The following is a 16538-nucleotide window of genomic DNA, read 5'->3' as shown; positions in this document are numbered from 1 at the left end:
CGCCCGGCTCGGGCAGCTCGCCGTTCTTGATCCGGGCGACCAGATCGCGGGTCGGCTCGGCCGGCTCCATGTCGTGCTCGTCGCCCAGCACGTCCCACAGCGACTTGTAGACGGTCAGCGCGCCCGAGACGTCTCCGCCGCGGGCCAGGTTCTCCATCAGCCGCCTGGCGGCGAGCTCCTGCGTGGGATCGAGGCGCAGCAGCGCGCGCGCCAGCTCCCGCTCGATCCGCCCGTCGGGGGCCGCCTGCTCCAGCGAGGCGAGCAGCCCCTGCTGCAGCTGGTCGCGCAGGGTCATGCGCCGCACGCTCAGCCAGCCGGCGAACGAGGGGTCGACGTCCTCGCAGCCCGCCATCAGGGTCGAGGGCAGATCCTCGGTCGTCAGCAGCAGCGGATGGATCCGCTCGGGCCCCAGCTGGGCGCGCACGTCGGCGACGTCGGCGCGGAAACAGGCGGGGTCGAGGGTGACGTGGGAGCGGTCGGTCTCGAACCCCTCGAAGCCCAGCTCGCCGGTGATCCGGCGCAGGGCGGTGACCACCTGGCGCAGCGAGCCGCGGGCGTGCTTTTCGTCGGACTCCGACCACAGCAGGCCCACAAGACGCTCGCGCGAGTCCGATCCGCTTTCGTCCAGCGCAAGATATCCCAGCATGCACAGCAGCTTGCGGTTCACCACCCGAAGCGAGCGGCCATCGTGCATCAGCGCCGGGGCTCCCAGCATGCGGATGGTCAGGCGCGCGGGCGCCTCGGCGGCGGCGGCGGGCGGATGCAGCAGGACATTCAAGACGTGCGGCCCCTTTCGGTCACCAGAGCGACGGGTCCCGCGGGGGACGACGCCCCCCGTGGGTCGTGGCGAGCTGCGATGCGGCCGCGCGGAGACGAGGCGTCTCGAGTGGCGACGGATCGGGCTGGAGCGTCGGCGCCATGGCCCAGGCCACGGGCAACCCCGGGCGCGGACGAGTCAGCCTGACACAGACGACATGATGCTGGCCGGCGGCGAGCTGTTCAACCATTCGTTGCAGGTTTCGTTCATCTTTCTTGCTCGGGCCCCCAGTCTCGCCCCCGGTCTCGGCCGCAGTTTCGGCCGCCGGCGCGTGCCGACGCGGGCGTCCGCGCGGCGACAGCCGCGGGTCGCTCGCGGGGTCGAGCGCGGCGCGGGCCAGCAGGGCGCGGTCGCCCTGCGTCAGCACGGTCTCGCCATGATGGGCCAGCCGCTCGGCCAGCAGGCTCAGGGCCAGCTCGCCCTGGATCGCCTCGCGCGCGGCCGAGAGGATCGCCTCGGACATCTCCGGCCGGGCGGCGAGGCCCACGGTCAGGGCCGGGCTGTCGGACTGCGGGTCGGCGTCCACGGCGAAGGCGGCGGCGACCGGGATGCCAAGGTCGGTGGTCAGGTCGGCGAACCACATCGCGCGGCCGGTCTCCTCCCCCCGCCAGCTCGCGATCCGGGCGAAGGCGGGCCCGAGCGCGGGATCCGCAGGGTCGAAGGGCCGCGGCGGCAGCCCGGCGCGCCACCACAGGGCGGCGGCGTCCCGCTCGACCAGCTCCAGCACCGCGCGCAGGCGGGCCTCGGTCTCGGTCCGGCCGGCGGCGCAGCCGAGGCCCAGCCGCACCGGCGGCTCGGGCGCGGGCGCGGCAAGGCCGGTGCGGCGCAGGCAGCGGTCGGCAGAGACCGCCACCTCGGCCCCGTCATGCAGGCGCAGGCCGCGGACCTGGTCGGCGGTGGGCGGGGTCCAGTCGAGGCCGCTGTCCACCGCCTCCAGCCCATGATCCGCGGGCAGCAGGTCGCCCGGACGCTCGAATTGGGAGAGGAACTCGCAGGCCTCGCCCAGGCAGGCGGCGAAGGCGGCGGCCTGGGTCTCGGCTCCGCCGGCGTGGCTGCCCGAAACCTCGGGGTCCGCGCCTTCGACCAGCTTCGCGGGCGTCGAGAGGGCCCCCACGAACACCAGCCCCGGCGCGGTGGCCAGCGGGAAGCGCATCACCCAGTCCATCTCTTCGGCCGCCCGGCGCAGGCGCAGGGCGGGATCTTCCGAACCGGGCGCGTCGGCGGAAGGGCCGAGGCCGGGGGCCGCGTCGGAAACCGAAGGGGCGGGCTGCATGCAAGGCTCCGTATCCAATGTGTTCAAGCATGGGTTGCAATCGGGGATTCCGCAACGCCTTGAAGCGCACGCGCGCCGCGACCAGTATTCGCGGCGCGCGGCGCCCCCCACGATCCGCGCGCCAGAGGGAGAACCGGGATGCCGTCCGATACCGACGCCGCCGCAACCGCCGAGACCGTGGGCGAGTTCGACTACGTGATCGTGGGCGCCGGCACCGCCGGCTGCGTGCTCGCCAACCGGCTGAGCCAGGATCCCTCGCGCTCGGTCCTGCTGCTCGAGGCGGGGGGCAGCGACGACTGGATCTGGTTCAAGGTGCCGGTCGGATACCTCTATTGCATGGGCGATCCGCGCGCCGACTGGGGCTTCACGACGGAACCCGAGCCGGGGCTGAACGGCCGCTCGCTGGGTTATCCGCGGGGGCGGGTGCTGGGGGGGTGCTCGTCGATCAACGGCATGCTCTACCTGCGCGGCCAGGCGGCGGACTACGACCACTGGCGCCAGCTCGGCAACACCGGCTGGGGCTGGGACGACGTGCTGCCCTGGTTCAGGAAATCCGAGGACTACGCGCTGGGCGCCGACGAGATGCACGGTGCGGGCGGCGAGTGGCGGGTCGAGACCCAGCGCCTGAAATGGGACATCCTCGAGGCGTTCAAGCGCGCCGCGATCGAGGCGGGCCTGCCCGAGACCGACGATTTCAACCGCGGCGACAACGAGGGCGTGGGCTATTTCAAGGTCAACCAGAAGGGCGGCTGGCGGTGGAGCGCCTCGACTGGCTTCCTGCGCCCGGCGATGAAGCGGCCCAACCTGACGGTGATGACCCACGCCCAGGCCGAGCGGCTGCTGTTCGACGGCGCCCGCTGCTCCGGCGTGGCCTTCCGGCATGGCAAGGGCGACGACGCCCCCCTCAAGCGCGCCACGGCGCGCGCCGAGCTGATCCTGGCCTGCGGCGCGGTGGGCTCCCCCCATCTGCTGCAGCTTTCGGGCGTGGGTCCGGGGGCGCTGCTGCAGGACCACGGGATCGAGACGCGGCTGGACGCGCCCGGCGTGGGGGCGAACCTGCAGGACCACCTGCAGATCCGCTGCGCCTACAAGGTCACCGGCATCCCCACGCTGAACACGATGTCGGCAAGCTGGCTCGGCAAGGCGAAGATCGCGCTGGAATACGCGATCAAGCGCTCCGGGCCGATGTCGATGGCGCCGAGCCAGCTCGCGGCCTTCGCGCGATCGGGCCCCGACGTGGCGACGCCCGACCTCGAATACCACGTGCAGCCCCTGACGCTGGAGGCCTTCGGCCAGCCGCTGCACCCGTTCGACGCCTTCACCGCCAGCGTCTGCCACCTGCGCCCCGAGAGCCGCGGGAGCGTGACCCTGAAATCCCCCGACCCGCGGGCCCATCCCGCCATCGCGCCCAATTACCTTTCGACCGAGGGCGACCGCCGCGTCGCCGCCGCCGCGATCCGCCTGACCCGGCGCATCGTCGCGCAGACCCCGCTGGCGAGATACCGGCCCGAGGAGTTCAAGCCCGGTCCCCGATGGCAGACCGAGGCCGAACTCGCCGAGGCCGCCGGCGCCGTCGCCTCGACCATCTTCCACCCCGTGGGCACCTGCCGGATGGGACCCGACCCCGCCTCGGTCGTGGACCCCGAGCTGCGGGTGCGCGGGATCGAGGGGCTGCGGGTGGTCGACGCCTCGATCATGCCCACGATCACCTCGGGCAACACCAACTCGCCCACCGTGATGATCGCCGAGAAGGCCGCCGACATGATCCGGGCCGCGGCGAAGACCGGCGCGCGGGCGGCCTGAGGCCGGCCGCGCGGCCCTCGCCCGCGCGCAGGCGGGTCGGGCTGTTCCGGCCACATCCCGGCAGGCGGCCGTAACCCTGGGTGGAGGTCGTCTTGACCGCCGTCGTCCTCCGCGGGAAGGTTGGGGCCGTCGTGTAGCCGGGAGCGCCCCCATGCCTGTGTCCAGAGTGTTCGCCTTCGCCGTCGCCTTGCTTGCCCAGGGACTTCCAGCGGCCGCGCAGGAGAGCGCCGAGGACCTGGCCAAGAAGCTCGCCAATCCCGTCGCCAGCCTGATCAGCGTCCCCTTCCAGTTCAACTGGGACGGCGGCTACGGCCCGCAGGACGGCGACAAGGCCTTCGTCAACATCCAGCCGGTGGTGCCGATGGACCTGAACGACGACTGGAACCTGATCTCGCGCACCATCCTGCCCGTCGCCTGGCAGAGCGACGTGGCGCCGGGCAGCGACCAGTTCGGCCTCGGCGACGTGGTGCAGAGCCTGTTCGTCTCGCCCAAGTCCACCCAAAGCGGCCTGATCTGGGGCGTCGGCCCGGTGGCGCTGATCCCGACCGCCACCGACGACGCGCTGGGCGGGGGCAAGTTCGGCCTCGGCCCCACCGGCGTGGTGCTGCGCCAGTCCGGCCCCTGGACCGTGGGGGCGCTGGCCAACCACATCTGGTCGGTGGCGGGCGAAGGCGGGCGCGGCGAGGTGAACGCCAGCTTCCTGCAGCCCTTCCTCAACTATACCTGGCCCAGCGCCACCTCGGTCTTTCTCAACACCGAAGCCACCTACGACTGGTCCTCCGAGCAGTGGTCCGTGCCGATCAACCTTGGCGTCAACCAGTTGGTGAGCATCGGCGAACAGAAGGTGCAGCTCGGCCTCGGCGCGCGCTACTGGGCGCAGTCCGCCCGCGGCGGGCCCGAGGGCTTCGGCGTGCGGGCCAACGTCATCCTGCTGTTCCCGCGCTGAGCGCGCCGGGCGGCCGCCCCCGGCGCCCTCGCGGTCGTTCGGGCGCGTGACGGCTTGACCTTCGCCCCCCCTCCATCACCTTGCCAGGGAGCGGAGGCGAAGCCCGCGGCGGGCGGGACAGTTCGAGGGGAGACTCGTGCCGGATTTCGAGACCATGGACCTCGCGGCGCTGCTTGCGGCGACGGCCGAGGGCGACAAGCTCGCCTTCGCCGAGCTGTATCGGCGCACCTCGGCGAAACTCTACGGCGTGATCCTGCGTATCTGCAGGCGACCCGACCTCGCCGCGGAACTGCTCCAGGAGAGCTATCTGAAGATCTGGCGCCATGCCGGGCGCTTCGATCCGGGCCGCGCCTCGGCCATCGCCTGGATGGCCGCGATCGCGCGCAACCGGACCATCGACGCGATCCGGCTGCAGGCCGAGCGCGTCTCGGCCGCCTCGGACGAGATCGATCCCGAGGACGGACCCGGCCTCGCCGCCTCGGCGGGGCTCGATCAGACCGAGTCCCTGGCGCTGCGCGAGTGCCTCGAGGGGCTGAAGACGGACGACCGGCGCATGGTGCTGCTGGGCTACCTCTACGGGTTGAGCCGGGAGGAGCTGGGCGAGCGCTTCGCGATGCCGGTCAACACGGTGAAGACGCGACTGCGCCGGGCCCTGTCGGCGCTGAAAGGATGCCTCGATGGCGAACCCGCCTGACCAGACCATCGACCCGGCCCCCGAAGCGGGCGACGCCGCCGAGTACGTGCTGGGCACGCTGGACGCGGAGTCGCGTCGGGCCGCCGCCTCGCGCATGGCGACCGACGACGGCTTCGCCGAGGCGGTGCGCGTCTGGGAGGGGCGGCTGTCGCCGCTGGCCGAGCTTGCCGCCGAGGCCCGCCCCGCGATCCCCCCCGCGTGGGTGTGGCCGGCGATCGAGGCGCGCCTGCCCGGCGGCGTCGCGGTCGCGACCGGGACCCCGCCCGCGAGCGGGACCGACACGCCCGCGCCCCGCGAGGCAAACGTGATCGAGCTGCGCCAGCGGGTTCGCTACTGGCGCGGGACCGCGGCCCTCGCGGGCGTGGCGGCGGCGGCGATGCTGGCGCTGCTGGTCGCGCCCCCCGGCGTCGTGCCCTTCGACCCGCGCCAGGCCCCGGGCCCCGTGGCCGGCGGCCCGCCGGCCGAGGCGGGAACCTGGGTTGCGGTGCTGCAGCCGGGCGGCGACGCGCCGGCTTTCGTGGCCGAGGTGAACCTCGCGGCCGGCACGCTCAGCCTGCGTCCGCTGCGCCCCACGCCCCCGCCCGCGGGCCAGGTCTACGAGATGTGGGCGGTCGGCGGCGGCCGGGCGCAGCCGGTTTCGCTGGGTCTGCTGGGCCAGGGCGGGGAGGTGGCGCTCGAGGCCATCGGCGGGCCGGTCGAGGGCTCGGTCCTGGCGGTCTCGGTCGAGCCCGAGGGCGGCTCGCCGACCGGCCAGCCCACCGGCGACGTGGTGTTCACGGGCGAGCTGATCCGCGCCGACTGAAGCGGCGCCTCGCAGCGCCCGCGGCAGACTCCACGGCAGCTCCCAAGACAGATCGCCCGCGCGCCGGGGAGGCGCGCGGGCGATGTCGGTTTCGGGCTCAAGGAGCGACGGCCGCCTCCGCCTCGGAGCCGGCCAGGTCGGGAAAAAACCCGGCCGTGGCGTCGACGACCGCCGCCGGCGGCTGGCTTCCCCAGAAACCGCCGCCACGAGACAGGGGCCGGCGCCCCACACACGCCAGCCCCCGGGCGCATGCAGCGGATGAACGCGCACGCGCCGTTCGAGGCGCGATCGGGCCCGGGCAAGGGCCTCGTCGCGCCGGGCCCCTTGCGGCGGGGCCCTTGTCTCTCGGGACTCAGCTACGGGCGGGAGATGAACAGGTTTCAGGAAGCCGCAAGTTTTCTCGAGACCGCGGCGGCGCGGTCCCGGCATCCGCCTCTCGCGGAGGCGGGGGAGCCTCGGGGCCCGGGAGCGCGCCCCCGGGCCCCGGGCCGGCTCAGCGCCGGGCGATGGCGCGGGCCAGCACGGGGAAATACTCCGCGCCGAACCCCGCGTCCCTGGCGGCCTGCATCCGCGCCCGGGCCAGCTCCGCGCCCTCGGCGACGACGCCGGTCTGCCGGGCGAGGTCGAGGGCGTAGGAGACGTCTTTCAGCGCATAGTCCGTCGGGAAGGCGCCGAGCGGGAAGTCGTCGGGGATCATCGCCTTAAGCCCATGGTTGCGCAGCGCGAAACTGTCGGCGGAGCCCTTGGACAGCGTCTCGAACAGCAGCGTGCGGTCGACGCCCGCCCCCTCGCCCAGCGCCAGCGCCTCGGACAGCGCCACCACCGTCTCGAACAGCACCATGTTGTTGAGGATCTTGACCACCTGCCCGCAGCCGATGCCGCCGCACAGCGTCACGTCCGAGGCGGCGCAGCGCAGCAGCGGCTCGATCGTCGCAAACAGGTCCGCCTCGGCCCCGACCATGATCGAGAGCGTCCCCTCGATCGCCGCCTGCCGGGTGCGCGCCACCGGCGCGTCGGCCATGCGGGCGCCCTTCGCCTCGATCTTCGCGGCAAGCTCCCGCGTCAGGCCGACGGGGGCGGTGGAGGTGTCGACCAGGATCTGACCCTCGCGGATCGTCTCCAGCACGCCGCCGGGACCGGCGACCACCGCCTCGACCTGGGGGCCGCCGGGCAGCGAGAGGAAGATCACCTCGGCGGCCGCGACCACCTCGGCGACCGAGCCCGCCGCGATCGCTCCCTCGGCCGCCAGCCCCGCCACCGGCTCGGGCGAGAGGTCGAAGACCACCCCGCCCCAGCCGCTTTTCTTCAGGATGTTGCGGCAGATGGGCTCGCCCATCACGCCGAGGCCGATGAAGCCGAAGGTTCCCGCCATCTCAGCCGGCCTTCCGGTCGGGCTCCGCCGCGGCGGCCGGGATGATCAGCGCATCCACCGCCACGATGTCCTCGCCCCGGCAGATCAGCGGGTTGACGTCCAGCTCCTCGAGCGCGTCGCCGGCGTCGAAGGCGAACTCCGACACGCGGGCCACGATCTCGGCCAGTCTGTCGCGGTCCACCCCCGGCAGGTCGCGGAACCCGTCCAGGATCGCCGCCCCCCGCAGCCGGGCCAGCATGTCCAGCGCCTCGCGCGGGGTCACCGGGGCGGGGGCCGCCACCGAGTCCCGCATCAGCTCGACCAGCACGCCGCCGAGCCCCACCACCACCAGCGGCCCGAAGGCCGGGTCGCGGCGGGCGCCGACCACGATCTCGACCCCCTTGGGCGCCATGCGCTGCACCAGCACCCCCTCGATCCGGGCCTTCGGCGCGTGGCGCTTCACGCGGGCGGTCATCGCCTCGAACTCCGCGGCCACCGCCTCGGCCGAGCCGAGGTTGAGCGCGATGCCCCCCGCCTCGGTCTTGTGGGCGATGTCGGGGCTGTCGATCTTCATCACCACCGGGAAGCCCAGCGAGGAGGCGAGCCGCCCCGCCTCCTCGGCGCTGGAGGCCGCCTTCTCCTCGATCACCGGCACGCCGTAGCCCGCCAGGATCGCCTTGGCCTCCCGCTCGGTCACCGCGCCGCCGGCCGAGGCCGCGAGATGGGCCGAGAGCCCGGCCGAGGGCTCGGTCAGGCGGGGCTTGTCGATCGGCTCGACGTGGCGGGCGTGCCAGCGCCACCAGGACGCGACCCCCTCCATGCAGTGGCGCACGTTGTGGAAGACGACGATGGAGTCCGAGGCCTCCGCCTCGAGCAGGCCGGGTCCTTCGAGGGCCGAGCTCATCCACGGCACGATCACCGGCTTGCCGGCTTTCTTCGCCAGATCGCCCATCAGCTGGATGCGCGGGATCGAGGTCTCGATCGCGATCGGGTGCGGCACCACCAGCGAGCCGTAGTCGTCCTGGTCGAGCACCGCCTCGAGGCAGTCGATCAGGCTCTGGCGGTCCGAGACCACCTGCGCGGTCACGTCCACCGGGTTCACCGCCGAGCCGAACTCCGGGATCCGGGCCTTGAGCACCTTCTCCACCTCGGGCGAGGGGTGGGGCAGGGGCACGCCCGCGTCCTCGCAGGCGTCGGTCAGGAACACGCCCGCGCCGCCGGAGGTGCAGACGATGCAGGTCCCCTCGGCGACCGGGGGGGGCGACTTGGCGAACAGGCGGGCGGTGTCGACCAGCGCTTCGAGCTCGTCCACGAAGATGCCGCCCGCCCGCTCGACCATCGAGCGGTAGGCGTCGTGCGCGCCGGCCAGCGAGCCGGTGTGTGAGGCGGCCGCGGCCGCGCCCTTCTCGCCGCGGGCCATCTTGCACACCACCGTCGCCTTGCCGGCGGCGGCGGCCTGCTTGATCGCGGCCTCGAAACGGTCGGGGGCCGGGGCGCCCTCGAGGATCACGGCGATGGCCTTGGCCTCGGGATCCTCGGCCATGAAGGCCACGCAGTCGGCGACGTCGACGTCCGAGGAGTTTCCGCAGGCCAGCGCGTGGGAGAAGAACTGCCCCCGCCGCATCCCCTGGGTCAGCGAGAAGCCCAGCGCGCCCGACTGGGCGACGATGCCCACGCGGCGCTGCGCGGGTTCGGCGTCAAAGCCCCGCTCGAAGTCGAGCGGCGGGTGGAAGGTCACCGCGCCGCCGTTGGAATAGTTCACGAAGCCCAGCGCGTTGGGTCCGATCAGGGGCATGCCCGCGCGGTGCGCCAGCAGGGCGTTCTCTCGCTCCAGCGCCTTGCCCTTCTCGCCCATCTCGCCAAAGCCCGAGGCGAAGACCAGCACGCCGCCCGCGCCGATGTCGGCGCATTCCTCCAGCACGCCGCGCACCGCGTCGCGCGGGGTCACCAGGACCACGCAGTCCGGCGCCTCGGGCAGGTCGCGCACCGAGGCGTAGCAGGGCTGGCCGTAGAGCTCGTCGTAGCGCGGGTTGACCGTCCAGACCGGCCCGGCGAAGCGGTGCAGGTTCTTGAAGGTCAGCATCCCGAAGGAGCCCTCGCGGGTCGAGGCGCCGACGATGGCGACGGACTTGGGGGCCAGCAGGCGCTGCAGCTCCGAAGCCTTGTAGAGACGTCCGCCGGCGCTCATCCGCGGCCTCGCGCGGGGTGGTGATGGGTCATGGGGTCCTCCCGGGGCGCGCTGGATGCCCGGCGCGCCCCGGGGGGCGCCGCGCTCCGCGCAATCATTTTCGAGTCAGGGGGCCCGAGGGCCCACCTGCCGCCCGGCAGGATGTTTCGGGATCGCGCGCGACGCAAGGCGCCTTGCGGGCGACGCGCACGTCAGGCGTCTCCGGCGGGGCGGCGCCGGCAGCCCGGGGCCGCGTCCGCGCAGAGTCCCGGCGTCAGGTCCGCAGGTGGCGGGCGAAGCCCAGGCCCATGTCGACCACGTCCATGATCCGGGCGGCGTAGTGCTCGCGCGCGGCGAAACCCGCGCCCTCGCCCTCGAGAAACTCCTCTTCCAGCGCGTCGATCAGGCGCTTGAGGCGGCGCTGGTGGACGCCGAGGCTCGCCTGCACCGGGTCGGCGACCAGCCCGGCGAAGGCGGCCGCCACCGCGCCCACGGCGGCCATGCCTGCGGTGGCGCCCGCAACCAGCGCCGGCGAGGCCGCGGCCGGGAACGCCCCGTACCAGACCGAGCCCGCCGTCGCCCCCAGCGGAAACGCCGAGACCGCCGCCTGCTGGGCCAGCGCCGCCGCCAGCGCCGGCCCCAGCGAGATCGCGCCCGGGGTCAGCTGCTGGAAGGCCGCCGCGCCGGCGCCCATCGTGGCGATGCCCGTGGCGATCTCGGCGGCGGCCGAGCGGACGCCGGCATACTCGCTCAGCGTCTCCGAGGCGCGGAACCGGGGCGAGGCGTCGGGGTCGCGCAGGCGGGCCAGCGCCTCGAGCCGGGGCGAGGTCAGGATCGCCTCGGCCAGCGCGTCGCGGCCCTGGACCCTGGCGTCCTTTTCGGCCGGGTCGCGCCAGGGCAGCTCGAGCAGGTCGACGACCACGCGCCGCTCGACCTCGCGGGCGACCTGGGTGCGCAGGATCAGCTTGCGGCGCGCGAGCCAGTCGCCCGCCCCCCGCGCTCCGACCTTCCGGGCGGCCGAGGCGCCCAGCCGGGTCAGCGCCGCGGCGGGGGCGAGCGCCAGGTTCGCCGGGGCCCGCGCCAGGTCCCAGCCCACCGCGTGCCGGTGCAGGCCCAGCGAGCCGCGGAACCGGTAGGTGCGCGCGACAAAGCCGTCGATGCGCGCGCGACGTTCGGCGAAATAGGCGCGGGCGGCCTCTGCCACCAGCGCGCGGGCCTCGGCCGCCGCGGCGGGGTCGGGCTCGGGCTCGGGCCGGGCGGGGGCCGCGGGCGAAAGGTCGGAGGGGTCGGGGTCGTCCTGGGGGGCCATCGCCTCGTCCGCGGATGCGTCCCGCGGGGACGGCGGGACGCCTGTAGATGTAGCGCAGGCGAGGGGCGGCGGAAGCGGCGCCGGCCAGGCTTCCGCGGCCCGGAACCGGCGCGCGCCGGCGGCGTCCGGGAACGCCGGGCGGCCCTCGGGCGGCCTCGGGCGGCGTTGGCCGCCCGAACAGCCCGTGGTGGCGGTCAGTCGAAGGCGCCGACCGCCTGGGCCACCAGCATGAAGGCCCGCCCGGTGCGGCTGTCGGCAAGCTCCAGCAGCCGGCCGACGCCGCGCGGCTCGGCGGCGGCGCGGCGCAGCACGCCGTCGAAGCGGCGCATCAGGTGCATGCCCGTGTCGCGGAACACCGGGTCGGCCTTCATCATCCTGCGCACGGCCTCGACCGCCTCGGGACTGTCGACGCCGCCCACCGAGATCAGCGCCGGCCCGCGCTCTCCCTGGGCGAAGCGGGTCCACAGGGCGGGGGGCGCGAGGCGGACCGAAAGGTCCTCCATGTAGATCCCGTGCTGGGCCAGCAGGGTCAGCGCGTCCTCGGCGGCCTGCAGCAGCTCGGCGATGGGCCGGTCCTTCGCGGCGGTGGCAAGGGCGGCCCAGCCGGCGTCGTCGCGCTCGTCCTTGGGGAAGTCGAGCGCCAGAGCCACCTGGCCCCAGTCCCGCCCCGCCTCGGCCGGCGCCGCGTCGGCGGCCAGCGGCAGGAAGCCCTGCGGGTCGGCGACCGCGGCGGGCGGCGGCGAGGCCGGGATCGACGCCGGCGCCCGGGCGGGCGGCGGATCGGGCGCGACCAGCGGCAGGCCCGGCTCCTCGTCGACCTCGGGGCCGGGCTGCGCAGGGGCAGGCGCAGGCGGATCGGCCGCGACAGGCGCGGCCACAGGCGGCGGCGCGACGTCAGGCGACCGCTGGGGTCTGGGCGCGGACGGAGCTGCAAAGGCCGCGGCCTCGGGCACGGGTTGCGGCTGGGCAACCGGAGGCTTCGACTGCATGGGCCCGGCCGCCCCGGCCGCAGCCGCCGGCGCGGCGGTCGAGCGGTCGAGGCGGGCGAGACTGACGTCGAGCAGCCTCTGGGCCTCGGCGAGTTCGGCAATGCGCCGGGCGATGGCGGCCCGCTCGCCATCGAGCGCATCGCGCGCGGCATGGGCGACGGCATGAGTCAGATCGGCGCGGGTCAGCCCCTCGGAGGCGGCGGCACGCGGCGCGGCGGCGGCAGCGGCCGCCGCGCGGGCGTTGGCGCGCGACAGGGCCTCGAGGCGCTGCGCAGTGTCGGCAGATCGGCGGGCGAGGCTCGCCCAGACCAGCCCCACGGCGATCGGCGCGGTGATGGCCAGCGCCGCGGCCGCGGCCTGGGCGGGCGCAACCGGACCCCAGGGCGGGACCAGCCGGGTCAGCGCCCAGACGATGCCCGTCTCGGCCCCCAGCCACGCCACGACGCCGCCGAGCGCCGCGCCCAGCGGCAGGCGCGCCGCGCCGCCGGGCGAGAGGCCCAGCGCCTCGTCCGCGGCGGCCGAACGGGCGCGCGCGGAGGCCTCGCGGGCGGCGTCGCCCGTCTCCGCCTCGTCTCGGGAGCGGCCGGCTTCGGCCATGCGCGGATCCTCCGCGGCCACAGGGGGAAGCGGGAGGCCGGGAGCGCCGCCCGCAGGGCGCCCGGGCGCAGGGGCGCCCCGGCGCGGGGTCGTCAGAGGAACGCGACCTTGAGGACCTCGTAGGCCTTGCCGCCGCCGGGGGTCATCACCTCGACGGAGTCGCCCTCCTCCTTGCCGATCAGGGCGCGGGCGAGGGGCGACTTCAGGTTCAGCAGGCCGTTGGCGATGTCCGCCTCGGTCTCGCCGACGATCTGGTAGGTCCGCTCCTCCTCCGTGTCCTCGTCGACGAGGGTCACGGTGGCGCCGAACTTGATCGAGCCCGAAAGCTTGCCCGGGTCGATGACCTCGGCGCGCGAGATCAGGCCCTCGATCTCCTGGATCCGGCCCTCGATGAACGACTGGCGTTCGCGGGCCGAATGATATTCGGCGTTTTCGGACAGGTCGCCATGCTCGCGCGCCTCGGCGATCGCCCGGATCACGGCCGGGCGCTCCTGGCTCTTGAGCGTCTTCAGTTCGGCATCCAGCGCGGCGAAGCCGCGGGCTGTCATCGGCACCTTGTCCATGCCTCGCCCTCCTCCGGGTCGGGACTTGCGAATTGGCCTCCCGGAGGTCCGGGACCCAATTCCCCGACGCCCCCGAAACGCGACACAGCCGCGCCAGTGAGCGGCGCGGCTGCTGAGGGGGAAGACTATGGGCGCGCGAACGGGGTTTCAAGATGCCGTGCGCGAGGCCCATGGCCCGGACGTCGCGGCGCCGGGCGAGGGCGGGCGAAGCGGGCCGGCAGAGGGGGCCGCCGGCGCCGGACCGGGGGCGTCGCAGGCGCTGGCGAGCGGCGCCGCCCGCGCTGGTCGAAGAGGCGCCGCTGGCGACGCTGGTCGAAGAGGCGCCGCTGGCGACGGGCGCGCCGGGCCGCTGGCGACGGGGGCCCGGGGCCCCCGTCCGCGGCGCAGCCTCAGGCGCAGTTGAGGATGCAGTAGTCGGCGACGCGCTTGCGGTGCAGCTCGAGGTTGTCGTCGATCTCGGGCGTGGCGCCGGGGAACACGTCGGCGCAGTAGGAGGGCAGGGGATACTCGCTCTCGGCCAGCATCCGCTCGGAGGCCTCGATCATCGCCCGGGCCGGCACCCGCAGCTCCAGCACCCCCGCCTCGGCCAGCGAGACGTTGACCTCGCGCAGCTCGCAGCCGGCGCGGGTGGGCAGGGTGTAGTCGATGCCGTGGGCCTCGAGGATCGCCGCGAAGCTCTCGACCGAGTGCTTGCCGACGGGCGCGGTCTCGGGCGACTTGGCCCAGGACTTCACCAGCGCGCCGAACGCCTCCATCGCGTGGGGGGCGATGGTGAACATGTGGTCCGGCGCAACCGGCGCGGGGGCGAGGCCGGAGGGCTTGCGCGACCAGGCGGAAAGGGCGGCGCCGGTGGCGAACTGGCCCGGAACGCGGATCGTGGACACGGCGTTGGTCATGTCGAAATTTCCCTGCATCTACGCGGCCTTGGCCGCTGCGCGGACCTCGATCGCCCGCACCGCAAGGCTCCGCCGCGCGGCGCGAAGCGTTCGTGAATCGACGATCGGCGAGGGGGCGCGCGCACTTGGCGCCGAATCGCGGAACCCGATTCACGAAGAATTCGCGCCGACCCGTTAAGTCTGGGTTCAGGATTTTCAGCAATCGGAGCGCGCGAGGGATTCGCGCCGTCGCCGTCTTCGCGCGAGACGGCCGGCGACGCGGGCGCGGGAGGGGGGCGAGGTGATCTATTCGATGGGCCGGGGGCAACGCGCCGCTCCCTGGGCGGCCGCCGGGGGCGGGAACGCGCCGGACCTGCTCGCCGAGGCCGCTCCCGACGGGCGCATGGCCGCGGCGCAGGACACGCGGCGCTGCCTGCGCCGGGCGCGCGAGGCGCCGGGCGCCTCGTTCGGCTACCTGTTCCGCTGGGCGGAGGACGTCGCCGACGCCCCGGATGCGGACGCGCGCCTCGCGGCCCTCGCCCAGGCGATGTCGGAGGACGAGTGCGCGCCCGACCGCGCGGACTCCGGCATGCCGCTGATCTACCCGCTGTTCGGCCAGTTCCTCGAACACGACCTGACCGCGATGGTCGACGTGCGCACCACCGCCGGCCGCTCGCCCGAGAGCGCGCGCCTGCGCCCCCGCGCGCGGGACGAGGTCGAGCGCTCGCTGGCCAACCTGCGCGACGGGACGCTGGACCTCGAAAGTCTCTACGGCGTCGACGCGGGCGAGGGGCCGCTCGCCGACAAGATCGCCCGCCTGATGCGCGAGCCGGGGGCCCCGGCGCGGCTGCGGCTGGACGTGCCCGGGCCCTCGGAACTCGGGCGCACGGCGCGGCCGGCCGACCGGGGGGCCGACCTGCCGCGGCTGGGGCGGGCGCTGTCCGAGGATCCCGAGGCGGGGATCACGACGGCCGAGATCATGGCCCTGCCGCCGCGCCTGCGCCGCAGCTTCCTGCGCGACGGGGCGCCGAACCCCGCCCGGGCGCTGATCGGGGACCTGCGCAACGACGGGCATCTGCTGCTCGCGCAGCTTCAGGTGGCGCTGGCGCGGTTCCACAACCGCATCGTGGACGAGCTGGTCGACCGGGGCGGGCGCCCGCCCGAGGCGCTGTTCGACGACGCCCGGCGCGAGGTGCGCCGCCACGTGCAGTGGCTGGCGCTGAACCGCTGGCTGCCGCGGCTGTGCGATCCCGCGGTGCTGGCCCGGGTGCGCCGCGCCGGCGCGCCGTTCTGCACCGAGATGCGCAACGGCGTGCACGAGGCCGGCCGCCGCCGGCAGCCCGCGCCGCTGGAGTGGTGGGCCGCCGCCGCGCGCTTCCGCCTGCCGATGGTCCCGCGCGAGGCGCCGCTGAACCGCTTCCATCCGCGCGCGGGTCTCGGCCTGCAACTGCGCGCCGCCGGCGCGGGGCTCCCGTCAGGGCGTCTGCCTGCCGACCTCGTGGCCGACTGGTCGCTGCTGGCCGCCGAGCCGCAGCCCGGCGGCCTGCGCGGCGCCCGCGCCATCGGCAGTCACATCGCCCCGGACGAGCGTCTCGCCCGCCCCTTCCAGGACCTCGCCCTGGCGACCCTGCGCAAGGGCCACGCGCTGAACCTGCCCCCGGCGCAGGCCTGCGCGGGCGAGCTGAACAGGGTCTACGCCGACCTCGTCCGCCCCCTCTCGCGCGAGGCGCTGTGCGGCGGCCACACCGGCGAGGCGATCCGAGACGGCTTCGAGGAGCGGACGCCCCTGTGGTTCTACATTCTGCGCGAGGCGGAGGTGCAGCGCGAGGGTCGCGGTCTGGGGCAGCTGGGCAGCGCGATTCTGGCGGAGTCGGTGATCGGGATGATCGCCACGGACCCCGACTCGATCTGGCGCAGCCGCGGGCGCCACGGCCTGCCCTGGTCGCCCGAGGACGGCATCCGCCCCGGCGGGCTGGTGGTCGACGGGTTCGACGCCCTGCTGGAGGCCGCGGAACTGCTGTGATCAGGACAAGGGCGCCGTGCGCGGATGCGCTGCATTCGTGGGCAGTCTGGCGCCTAAGTCGACGCCAGTCCGGCGCTTTCGTCCGGCGTCGCGGCGCCGGAGGGTCGAAACTGCTGGACTGGGCCGCCTCTGGCACGTCCCCTGCATGAACGGATCTGCGCAGGACGCCTAGGGTTCCGGCCGCCGCGCGCCCGCCCCGCCAGGGACGGACGCAGGGCGGCGCTGGTCCGAGAGGCGTCGCCCCTTCGCGGCAGCGGGGGTGGTACACGGCGGGAGAAAAGCCCGGGAGGCCACTGCGACGGTCCGCTACGCGTGCGCTGGGTCCCGTC

At 74.7% G+C, this 16538-nt stretch carries 13 protein-coding genes; 5 read left to right on the top strand and 8 right to left on the bottom strand.

Annotated features, from left to right (window positions below; genetic code table 11):
• Window positions 1-778 (bottom strand): BTAD domain-containing putative transcriptional regulator (locus AAC134_RS04715; protein WP_339947900.1); only part of this gene is annotated, 778 nt, incomplete at its 3' end.
• Between the two features lie 19 nt (window positions 779-797).
• Window positions 798-2090, bottom strand: coding sequence for a YcaO-like family protein (locus AAC134_RS04710; RefSeq protein ID WP_339947899.1), 1293 nt, complete (start codon window positions 2088-2090; stop codon window positions 798-800).
• Window positions 2091-2228: 138 nt separating this feature from the next.
• On the opposite strand from AAC134_RS04710, the gene AAC134_RS04705 reads away from it, so the two are divergent.
• The 4 genes from AAC134_RS04705 (at window position 2229) to AAC134_RS04690 (ending at window position 6335) form a co-directional block, all read left to right on the top strand.
• Entirely contained in the window at window positions 2229-3893 is a 1665-nt protein-coding gene (locus AAC134_RS04705) for a GMC family oxidoreductase N-terminal domain-containing protein (RefSeq protein ID WP_339947898.1), read from the top strand.
• A gap of 151 nt (window positions 3894-4044) precedes the next feature.
• The gene (locus AAC134_RS04700; protein ID WP_339947897.1) at window positions 4045-4839 is read left to right on the top strand and encodes a transporter; all 795 of its coding nucleotides are present in this window, start codon (window positions 4045-4047) and stop codon (window positions 4837-4839) included.
• Between the two features lie 136 nt (window positions 4840-4975).
• Window positions 4976-5533: a sigma-70 family RNA polymerase sigma factor gene (locus tag AAC134_RS04695; RefSeq protein WP_339947896.1), complete on the top strand. Its 558-nt coding sequence runs from the start codon at window positions 4976-4978 to the stop codon at window positions 5531-5533.
• A complete protein-coding gene (locus AAC134_RS04690) occupies window positions 5517-6335 on the top strand; it encodes an anti-sigma factor (protein ID WP_339947895.1) in 819 nt (272 codons plus the stop codon). The genes AAC134_RS04695 and AAC134_RS04690 overlap by 17 nt, the downstream gene beginning before the upstream one ends.
• 493 nt (window positions 6336-6828) lie before the next feature.
• Here AAC134_RS04690 and AAC134_RS04685 read toward each other — a convergent pair whose 3' ends face one another.
• The 6 genes from AAC134_RS04685 to AAC134_RS04660 all read right to left on the bottom strand — a co-directional run bounded on the left by AAC134_RS04685 (window position 6829) and on the right by AAC134_RS04660 (window position 14207).
• Window positions 6829-7707 (bottom strand): NAD(P)-dependent oxidoreductase, encoded by an 879-nt coding sequence (locus AAC134_RS04685; RefSeq protein WP_339947894.1) that lies wholly within the window; start codon window positions 7705-7707, stop codon window positions 6829-6831.
• Window position 7708: 1 nt separating this feature from the next.
• On the bottom strand, window positions 7709-9874 hold the full coding sequence (locus AAC134_RS04680; protein ID WP_339947893.1) for an acetate--CoA ligase family protein: 2166 nt from the start codon (window positions 9872-9874) through the stop codon (window positions 7709-7711).
• A gap of 253 nt (window positions 9875-10127) precedes the next feature.
• A complete protein-coding gene (locus tag AAC134_RS04675; RefSeq protein WP_339947892.1) occupies window positions 10128-11162 on the bottom strand; it encodes a DUF6635 family protein in 1035 nt (344 codons plus the stop codon).
• Window positions 11163-11356: 194 nt separating this feature from the next.
• Entirely contained in the window at window positions 11357-12748 is a 1392-nt protein-coding gene (locus tag AAC134_RS04670; RefSeq protein ID WP_339947891.1) for a hypothetical protein, read from the bottom strand.
• Between the two features lie 92 nt (window positions 12749-12840).
• Window positions 12841-13311 (bottom strand): transcription elongation factor GreA, encoded by a 471-nt coding sequence (greA, locus tag AAC134_RS04665; RefSeq protein ID WP_339947890.1) that lies wholly within the window; start codon window positions 13309-13311, stop codon window positions 12841-12843.
• Between the two features lie 389 nt (window positions 13312-13700).
• Window positions 13701-14207 carry a hypothetical protein gene (locus tag AAC134_RS04660; protein ID WP_339947889.1) on the bottom strand — a complete coding sequence of 169 codons (507 nt, stop codon included), beginning with the start codon at window positions 14205-14207 and terminating at the stop codon, window positions 13701-13703.
• A gap of 280 nt (window positions 14208-14487) precedes the next feature.
• Between AAC134_RS04660 and AAC134_RS04655 the strand changes: the two genes are divergently transcribed.
• A complete protein-coding gene (locus AAC134_RS04655) occupies window positions 14488-16209 on the top strand; it encodes a peroxidase family protein (protein ID WP_339947888.1) in 1722 nt (573 codons plus the stop codon).
• Window positions 16210-16538: the final 329 nt, after the last annotated feature.

This window comes from uncultured Albimonas sp., assembly GCF_963977235.1.
Lineage (GTDB): Bacteria > Pseudomonadota > Alphaproteobacteria > Rhodobacterales > Rhodobacteraceae > Albimonas.
The sequence above is the reverse complement of the archived record's forward strand: the minus strand, read 5'-3'. Positions and strand labels throughout refer to the sequence as shown.